5 protein-coding genes are annotated in these 7,705 nt (G+C 62.9%); all 5 read right to left on the bottom strand.

Going from position 1 to position 7,705, the window contains the following annotated elements; all coding sequences use genetic code 11:
- On the bottom strand, nucleotides 1-540 hold a 540-nt coding region (locus L1087_RS11010), incomplete at its 3' end, for an IS1634 family transposase (RefSeq protein ID WP_234558943.1).
- Between the two features lie 127 nt (nucleotides 541-667).
- A complete protein-coding gene (gene ctaD / locus L1087_RS11005; RefSeq protein ID WP_234558942.1) occupies nucleotides 668-3,043 on the bottom strand; it encodes a cytochrome c oxidase subunit I in 2,376 nt (791 codons plus the stop codon).
- Between the two features lie 14 nt (nucleotides 3,044-3,057).
- A complete protein-coding gene (coxB, locus tag L1087_RS11000; RefSeq protein WP_234558941.1) occupies nucleotides 3,058-4,074 on the bottom strand; it encodes a cytochrome c oxidase subunit II in 1,017 nt (338 codons plus the stop codon).
- Nucleotides 4,075-4,086: 12 nt separating this feature from the next.
- Nucleotides 4,087-5,910, bottom strand: a complete 1,824-nt coding sequence (locus L1087_RS10995) for a heme o synthase (RefSeq protein ID WP_234558940.1) — start codon at nucleotides 5,908-5,910, stop codon at nucleotides 4,087-4,089.
- A 165-nt stretch (nucleotides 5,911-6,075) separates the two neighbouring features.
- Entirely contained in the window at nucleotides 6,076-7,665 is a 1,590-nt protein-coding gene (pckA, locus tag L1087_RS10990; protein ID WP_234558939.1) for a phosphoenolpyruvate carboxykinase (ATP), read from the bottom strand.
- Nucleotides 7,666-7,705: the final 40 nt, after the last annotated feature.

Raw genomic sequence — 7,705 nt, 5'->3', positions numbered from 1 at the left:
GGGGATGCCCCCCGTGTCCGCGCACACCAGGCCCATCACCCACTGCCTGAGGTCCGGCCGGTGGTCCCGGCTGTACCCCCGCACCAGGCGGATAGCCTCCTCCTCCCCCGTCCCCTCATACCGCCCGTGCACGTGGAAGCTGGTGGTGTCCACGTGCAAGGCCCGCACCGGGAAGGCAAAGGCCCGGTGGGCCTCCTTGGCCACCTCCAGGAAGAGCTCCGTCACCCCCACCGCATACAGGCTGTCCAGCATCCGCCCCATGCGGTCGTCGTTGAGGAGGTCCGGGGTGATGCCCTTCCCCAAGAGCCACTCCGTGGGCTTGCCCTCCCAGAAGTGGCCGAAGAGGTAAAGGGGGGAGGAAAGGAAGCCCAGGGCGTTGAGGACCGCGGCCTTCAGGGCAACCCCCGTGCTCACCTTCTCCCCCGGGCGGGGACCTACCCGCCTGTCCACCAGGGATACCAGTCCAATGCGGTCCAGGATGCCGGCCACCAGGCCCAGGTGGCCGAGGTCGTACACCTGCAGGTCGGGAGTCTCTGCCACCCCAAAATCCTACGGGAAGGTGGGAGGGGTGCGGAATGTGGGATCAAAATCTACCACCAAAAGGCGCATCCCTTCCCATACACAGCAAAGCCCCCGCCTAAATGGCGGGGGCCAAGACCAAGAGGGATCACCAGACGTAGAAGATGGTCACGATCACCAGCCAGACCGCATCCACCAGGTGCCAGTACATGCTGGCCGCCTCGAGGGTGCCGTGGTGGTGCTGGGTGATCTTGCCGCGGAGGGCTTGCAGGTAGGCCAGGATGAGGCCAAAGCCTCCGATCACCACGTGCAGGCCGTGAAGGCCCACGATGGTGAAGAAGGTGGCGGTCCAGAGGTTCTCCTGCCAGCTGGAGGCGTGGTGGAAGTGGTAGAACTCGTAGCTCTGGACCAGGAAGAAGAGCACGCCCAGGATGATGGTGACGAGAAGGCCAAAGCGGAAGGGACTGAACCGGCCCCGCCTCAGGTCGTGGTGGGCGAAGTGCACGGTGAAGGAGGAGCTCACCAGGAAGAAGGTGTTGAGGAGGGCCAGCCACAAAGCAGGCCGCTCCTCGGGAGGCACGGCGGCGCCGGTGAGGCGCAGGTATAGGTAGCCGGCGATGAGGATGGCGAAAAGGCCCACCTCCGAAACGATGAACCAGGCCATCCCCATCCAGGCGTTGGACTTGCCAGAGAGGGTGTGGTGCTCCACCGGGTGGCTGTACTCGTCCTCGAGGGCCCAGCGCACCAGCCCGTAGGCAAAGAGGCCCAGGAAGACCCACATCCACACGTTGGGCACGGGCAGGGCGGCCACGGAAACGAAGAAGGCAAAGAGGGTGGCGGCGGCGTAGAAGGGCCAGAAGGAGCTGTTGGGCAGGTGGATGTGGCTGGGGTCTTCCGGCTTCAGCTCCACCCCCTTCTTGGCCCAGTCGTAGAGAGGCCGCTCGGAGGGGAAGTCCTTGGGCAGGGCCACGTCGAAGTTATGGGCCTTGGGCGGAGAGCTGGTGAGCCACTCCAAGGTGTAGCCGCCCCAGGGGTTATCCGGAGCCCTCTCTCCGGAGCGCAGGCTCTTCCACATGGTGTAGATCCAGACCAGACCTCCTAGACCCAGGATGAAGGCCCCGATGGTGGAGATCAGGTTAAGCTCCGGCCAGCCGGCGATGTCCGCATTGTAGGTGTAGTAGCGCCGGGGCATGCCCAAAAAGCCCAGGGCGTACTGGGGCAGGAAGGTGACCAGGTAGCCCACCAGGAAGAGCCAGAAGTGAAGCCGTCCCAAACGCTCGTCGTACATGCGGCCCGTCATCTTGGGCCACCAGTAGTAAAGCCCGGCGAAGGCCCCAAAGCCAGACCCCGCCATGAGCACGTTGTGGAAGTGGGCTACCACGAAGTAGGAGTCCTGGAAGTGGTAGTCCAAGGGGGTCATGGAGAGCATGACCCCGGTGATGCCACCCAGGAGAAAGTTGAAGATAAAGCCCAGCACCCAAAGGAGGGGCGTCTTCATCTGCAGGTGCCCACCCCAAAGGGTGCCGATCAAGTTGAAAAGCTTCACCCCAGTGGGCACGGCGATGAGGGCCGTAAAGAAGGCGAAGGCGATCTGGAAGATGGTGGACTCGCCCACGGTGAACATGTGGTGGGCCCAAACCATGGTGCCCAGCACCACGATGCCCATCTGGGCCCAGACCATCTGCTTGTAGCCGAAGAGGGGCTTCCGGGCAAAGGTGGAGGCCACCTCCGCCAGGATGCCCAGGTAGGGCAGGAGCATCACGTAGACCGTGGGGTGGGAGTAGAACCAGAAGAACTGCTGGAAGAGCACCGGGTCGCCCCCGATGTCGGGGTTAAACCAGGTGAGGCCGATCTTCCGGTCCAGGAGGACGAGCAAGGTGGCCGCCGTGAGGCCCGCCAAGCTGAAGAGGTTGAGGACGCTGGCGGCAAAGACGCTCCACACGTACATGGGCATCTTCCACAAGCTCATCCCCTGGGCCCGCAGGTTGTAGATGGTGGCGATGAAGTTGGCGTTGCCCAAGAGGCTGGAAAAGCCGAGGAGCAGGATGGCCGCCATGTAGAAGTTCACCCCGCTCCCCGACTGCACGGAGAAGGGGTAGTAGAAGGTCCAGCCCACGCTGGGAGCCCCACCCGGGAAAAAGAAGCTCATGAGGGCGAGGATGATGGCCCCCAAAAAGGCCCAATAGCTGAAGGCGTTCACCCGGGGCAGGGCTACGTCCCGGGCCCCCAGCATCAGGGGCACCACGAAGTTGCCGAAGCCGGTAAGCCCGGCCTGGATGATGAAGAAGAAGAGCATGGTGGCCCCGTGCAGGGTCAGGACCTGGTTGTACTGCTCCCCGGTGAGGAAGGTGTTGTTGGGTACCGCCAGCTGCGCCCGGATGAGGAGGGAGAAAACCCCCGCCAGGGCAAAGGCGAAGAAGGCGGTGGCCGTGTACAAAAGCCCGATCTTCTTATGGTCTACCGTGGTCAGGAGATCCCAAAGGATCGCCCAGAAACCAACTTTTGGCTTAGTTGCGATGGCCATCTGCCCATACCTCCTTAGAACTTAGGCAACGCCTTGAAGTCAAAACCCTCCACCTTAAGCCCATCCAGGTAGCGGACCAAAGCGTTCAGGTCCTCCTCGGAAAGCTGGGGAAAACCCGGCATCTTGCTCCCCGGCTTCATGGAGGCAGGATCCTTGATCCAGGCCTTCAGGTGCTCAGGCGTGTAATCCACAATCCCCGCGGCCAGGCTCACCCGATTGCCCAAGAAACCCAGCTCCGGTCCGATGACCGCAGGAGGCATCTTGGCCTGCACCGAGTGGCAGGCCATGCAGTTCTGCTGGAAGACCTGTTGCCCCTGGGCATCGGCCACTGGAGGCGTGTAATTCTTGGCCGCAGCCACAAACCGCTCAAACTCTTCTTTAGGCACCACGATGGCCCGGAAGAGCATGCGGGAGTGGCTGGGGCCGCAGAGCTCGGCACAGAAGCCGTAGTAGTTGCCCGGTTTTTCCGGTGTAAAGGAGAGAAGGGTTTTTTGTCCCGGAATGGCATCTCGTTTTCCGGCCAGACCCGGCACCCAGAAGGAGTGGATCACGTCTTTGGAGGTAATCTCCAACACCACCGGCACCCCTGCAGGCAGGATGAGCTCGTTGGAGGTGCGGAAGCCCAGCTCAGGATAGTTAAAGTCCCACCAAAACTGGTAGCCCGTCACCTCCACCTTCAAGGCTCCCGCAGGAAGCCGATTCACCTGGATAAGGCTCCGGGCCGTCAGGCCGAAGAGAACGAAGATGATCAAGATGGGGATCACCGTCCAGACTACCTCCAGCCGATCATTGCCGTGGACCTGAGGCGGCTCCCCTTCCTGACCGGGTTTGGCCCGGAACTTCCAGGTAATGTAGGCCAAGGACCCAGCCACCACCCCAAAGACTAGGACGGAGAAGACCAAGACCCAGATGAGGAGGAAGTTGGTCTCCCGGTTGAAGGGGGAGAAGGGGTGGGTAATGGCCACCCGGTGGCTCTCCTGGGCCAGGGCCAGACCTAAAAGACTGATGAGCGCCGCTACAACTCTTCTCATCCGCTTCCCTCCCTAAAGCACCCGATCTACCGCCATGGCCACGAACAAGAGGGCCAGGTAGAGCATGGAGTATTTATACAGCGAAACCGCCGTCCTCCGCTCGGGCTGACGGTAGAGGGCGAGGCTCTTAAGGATAAGCAAAGCGTTAAGGGCTAGACTCAAGAAGAAGTAGACCAGGCCGAGTTCCCCCAAAAGGAGGGGCATGAGGGAAATCAAGGCAGTAAGCACGGCATAAAGGGCAATCTGCATCACCGTCACCCTTTCCCCCAACACCACGGGTAGCATGGGTACACCCACGGCCCGGTAGTCGTCCTGGATCATGAGGGCCAAGGCCCAGAAGTGCACCGGGGTCCAGAAGAAGATGAGGGCGAAGAGGTACCAGGCGAAGAGGCTTAGCTCGCCCGTCACCGCCGCCCAGCCCACCAAGGGAGGAAAGGCCCCCGCCGCCCCCCCGATGACGATGTTGTGCCAGGTCCGCCGCTTCAGGTAAAGGGTGTAGACCAACACGTACCAGATAAGGCCCATGAGGGCCAGGGTGGCGGAAAGGAGGTTCGCCCCCCACCAGAGGAGAAGGAAGGCAAAAAGAGCCAGGCCAAAGGCGAAGAGGAGTGCATCCCGGCTGGAAATGCGCTGGGTCACGGTGGGGCGCTTGGCGGTGCGGCGCATGCGGGCGTCGATGTCTCGGTCCACCACCATGTTGATGGCGTTGGCCGCCCCCGCCATCATGTAACCTCCCAGGGCCACCACCAGGAAGAGGCCCGTGCCAGGCCAGCCCTTGGCGGCGATGAGCATGGCCAGGAGGGTGGTCAAGAGGAGAAGGCTGATGACCCGGGGCTTGGTGAGGGCCAGGTAGTCCTTCCAGGTGGCTCCCCCAGTACCCCGGTGCACCTGCCCCACCTCGGTACCCTCCCCCAGCTCCACCCGCCTAGCCCCCTGGTCAAGGGCCGCGGCCATCAGGAGGACGAAGAAAAGCCACACGGCATAGGCCAGGAAGAGGTGGAGGATCTGCATCCAGACGGGAGCCTTGAGCCAGACGTTCACCAAGCCCGCCAGAAGCTGCACCCCATAGAGGTAAGCCAGAGCATGGGCGAAACGGCGGGTGTAGACGGAAGGTCTAAGATGGGCTACCAGGTAACCGGCGAAAACCACGTAAAGCCCCACGCTTACCGCAATAAGGGGATGGAGAACCCGAAGGCGCACCAGGAAGTGCTCGCCCGGGGTCAAGGAGCGCTCCAGGGCCTCAAGGGTGTTCCGCACGGGGAAAAGAAGATCGCCCAAGGCCGTCACCGCCCCGCTCATCCCCAGGAAAAGAAGCGCGAGGAGGCCTAGGATCAGGGCCACACCCACGGCACCCTGACCCCTAAGGCGCAAAGGCGCACCTCCTGAGGCCCACCAGGCGGCAAGGACCAAGGAGGCCAGGAGGAAATAGGTGTTGGCCAGGTGCACCATCTGCACCACGGCCCTGGCAGCGCTCACGTTATGGGCCGTCCAGCCAAACAGGACCAGGGAAGCCCCCACCAGGCTCTCGGTGATCATGAAGAGAAAGGCCGCCCCGGAGCCCAGCCGCGCCGGGTGGCCCTTGGGAAAGAGGCGGAAGGCGAGAAGGGCCAAAAAGAGCACGGAAAGAAAGGCGAGGCCCGAGGTGGCCCGGTGGGTGAACTCGATAAGGGTTTCCACCTGCGGGGTTCTGGGAATGATCTCCCCGTTGCAAGTGGGCCAGTGGGAGCCACACCCCGCCCCCGACCCGGTGGCCCGCACGTAAGCCCCCCAGAGGGCCACCAGGATGTTCCACACCAAGACGCCCCAGGCGTAACGGCTAAACCAAGCTTGGCTCATAGGACACCCGTCCCCCAGACGGTGGCGCTTTCCATTCTGCCAGAAGACCTCGTCCAGGGGTGAAGTACATTTGTCCCTTCCATTACCTGCCACTTAGGAGCCTAATACCCCCTGGCCCTATTTGACAAGGGGCTGAGCGCAGGGCCCAGCCCCCCCATACTGCCTCTACCCCAGCCTTGGCCCCGCCTGGAGCACCACCTCCTCCACCCCGTCGGCGTATTTGCGGAAGTTTTCCTGGAAAAGAGCGGCCAGCTTCCTGGCCTGGCGGTCATAGGCTTCCTTGTCGGCCCAGGTTTCCCGCGGGTCCAGAAGCTCCTTAGGTACCCCAGGCACCTCCAAGGGCACCTCAAAGCCGAAGACGGGATCCTGGCGGTAAGGGACCCCCTCGAGGGCCCCAGAAAGCGCCGCCTGCAAAAGGGCCCGGGTCACGGGCAGGGGAAAACGTCGGCCCACCCCGTAAGGCCCCCCGGTCCAGCCGGTGTTCACCAGGTACACCCTGGGACCATGCTTCTTGATCTTCTCCCCCAGCATGCGGGCATAGACCCCGGGATGGAGGGGAAGAAAGGGCGCCCCGAAGCAGGCAGAGAAGGTGGCCTTGGGCTCGGTGACACCCCTTTCCGTGCCCGCCACCCGGGCGGTGTAGCCGGAGAGGAAGTAGTACATGGCCTGCTCCGGAGAAAGGCGGGCGATGGGGGGGAGGACCCCGTAGGCGTCGGCGGAGAGGAAGAAGATGGCCTTGGGGTGGCCGGCCATGCCCGAGTCCACCACGTTTTCCAGGTGAGCAAGAGGGTAAGAGGCCCGGGTGTTCTCGGTTTTGGTGTCGTCGTCCCACTCCACCCGGCGGCTTTCCGGGTTGACCACCACGTTCTCCAGGATGGCCTCAAACTGGTTGGAGGCTTTATAGATGAGGGGTTCGTGCTCCTGGGAAAGGCGGATGACCTTGGCGTAGCACCCCCCCTCGAAGTTGAAGACCCCCTCCTCGCTCCAGCCGTGCTCGTCATCGCCGATCAAGGGCCTTTCTGGGTCGGTGGAAAGGGTGGTCTTGCCCGTCCCAGAAAGACCAAAGAAGACGGCCACATCCCCCTCCTTCCCCACGTTGGCCGAGGCGTGCATGGGGAAGACCCCCTGCTTGGGCATGAGGTAGTTCATCACGGTGAAGATGCTCTTCTTGATCTCCCCCGCGTACTTGGTACCCACGATGAGGACGAGCCTTCTCTGAAAGCTGATGCCCACGAACACCTCGCTCCGGGTACCGTCCCGCTCGGGGTCGGCCAGGAAGTAAGGGGCGTGGATCACGGTGAAGCCGGGGGCGAAAGGCTCCACCTCGTCGTCCTCGGGGAAACGGCGCGGGAGGATGAACATGTTGCGGGCAAAAAGGGCGTGCCAGGGGCTTTCCGTCACCACCCTCACCGCCAGGCGGTAGCGCCGGTCGGCTCCGGCGTAAAGGTCCTGAACGTAAAGGTCCCGGTCGGAGAGGTAGGCGGCCACCCGCTCCAGAAGAGCCTGGAAGGCCTCCGGGGCGAAGGGCTGGTTCACCTCTCCCCACCAGACCTCCTCCTCTACGCCCGGCTCCCGCACCACGAACTTGTCCCGGGGGCTTCTCCCGGTGTAGGGGGTGGTGTCCACCACCAAGGGACCCTTGTGGGCCAAAAAGCCCTCCCCCCGGCTCAGGGTGTGCTCCACCAGGATGGGAGAAACCGTGTTCCAGAAAACCTGTTTCCTCGGTTTGATGCCCAAAGGCTCCAGTCGGTCCATAGAGACCTCCTAATGCCTAGGGGCATCATACACTTATTTC

It is taken from the genome of Thermus tengchongensis (assembly GCF_021462405.1).
In the GTDB taxonomy this organism is placed as follows: Bacteria; Deinococcota; Deinococci; order Deinococcales; family Thermaceae; genus Thermus; species Thermus tengchongensis.
This window is presented reverse-complemented; position numbering and strand designations above follow the sequence as displayed.

What these genes read in the sequence shown, in the direction of transcription:
- coxB (WP_234558941.1), bottom strand. Translation starts at nt 4,074, where the DNA reads ATGAGAAGAGTTGTAGCGGCGCTCATCAGTCTTTTAGGTCTGGCCCTG.
- pckA (WP_234558939.1), bottom strand. Translation starts at nt 7,665, where the DNA reads ATGGACCGACTGGAGCCTTTGGGCATCAAACCGAGGAAACAGGTTTTC.
- L1087_RS10995 (WP_234558940.1), bottom strand. Translation starts at nt 5,910, where the DNA reads ATGAGCCAAGCTTGGTTTAGCCGTTACGCCTGGGGCGTCTTGGTGTGG.
- ctaD (WP_234558942.1), bottom strand. Translation starts at nt 3,043, where the DNA reads ATGGCCATCGCAACTAAGCCAAAAGTTGGTTTCTGGGCGATCCTTTGG.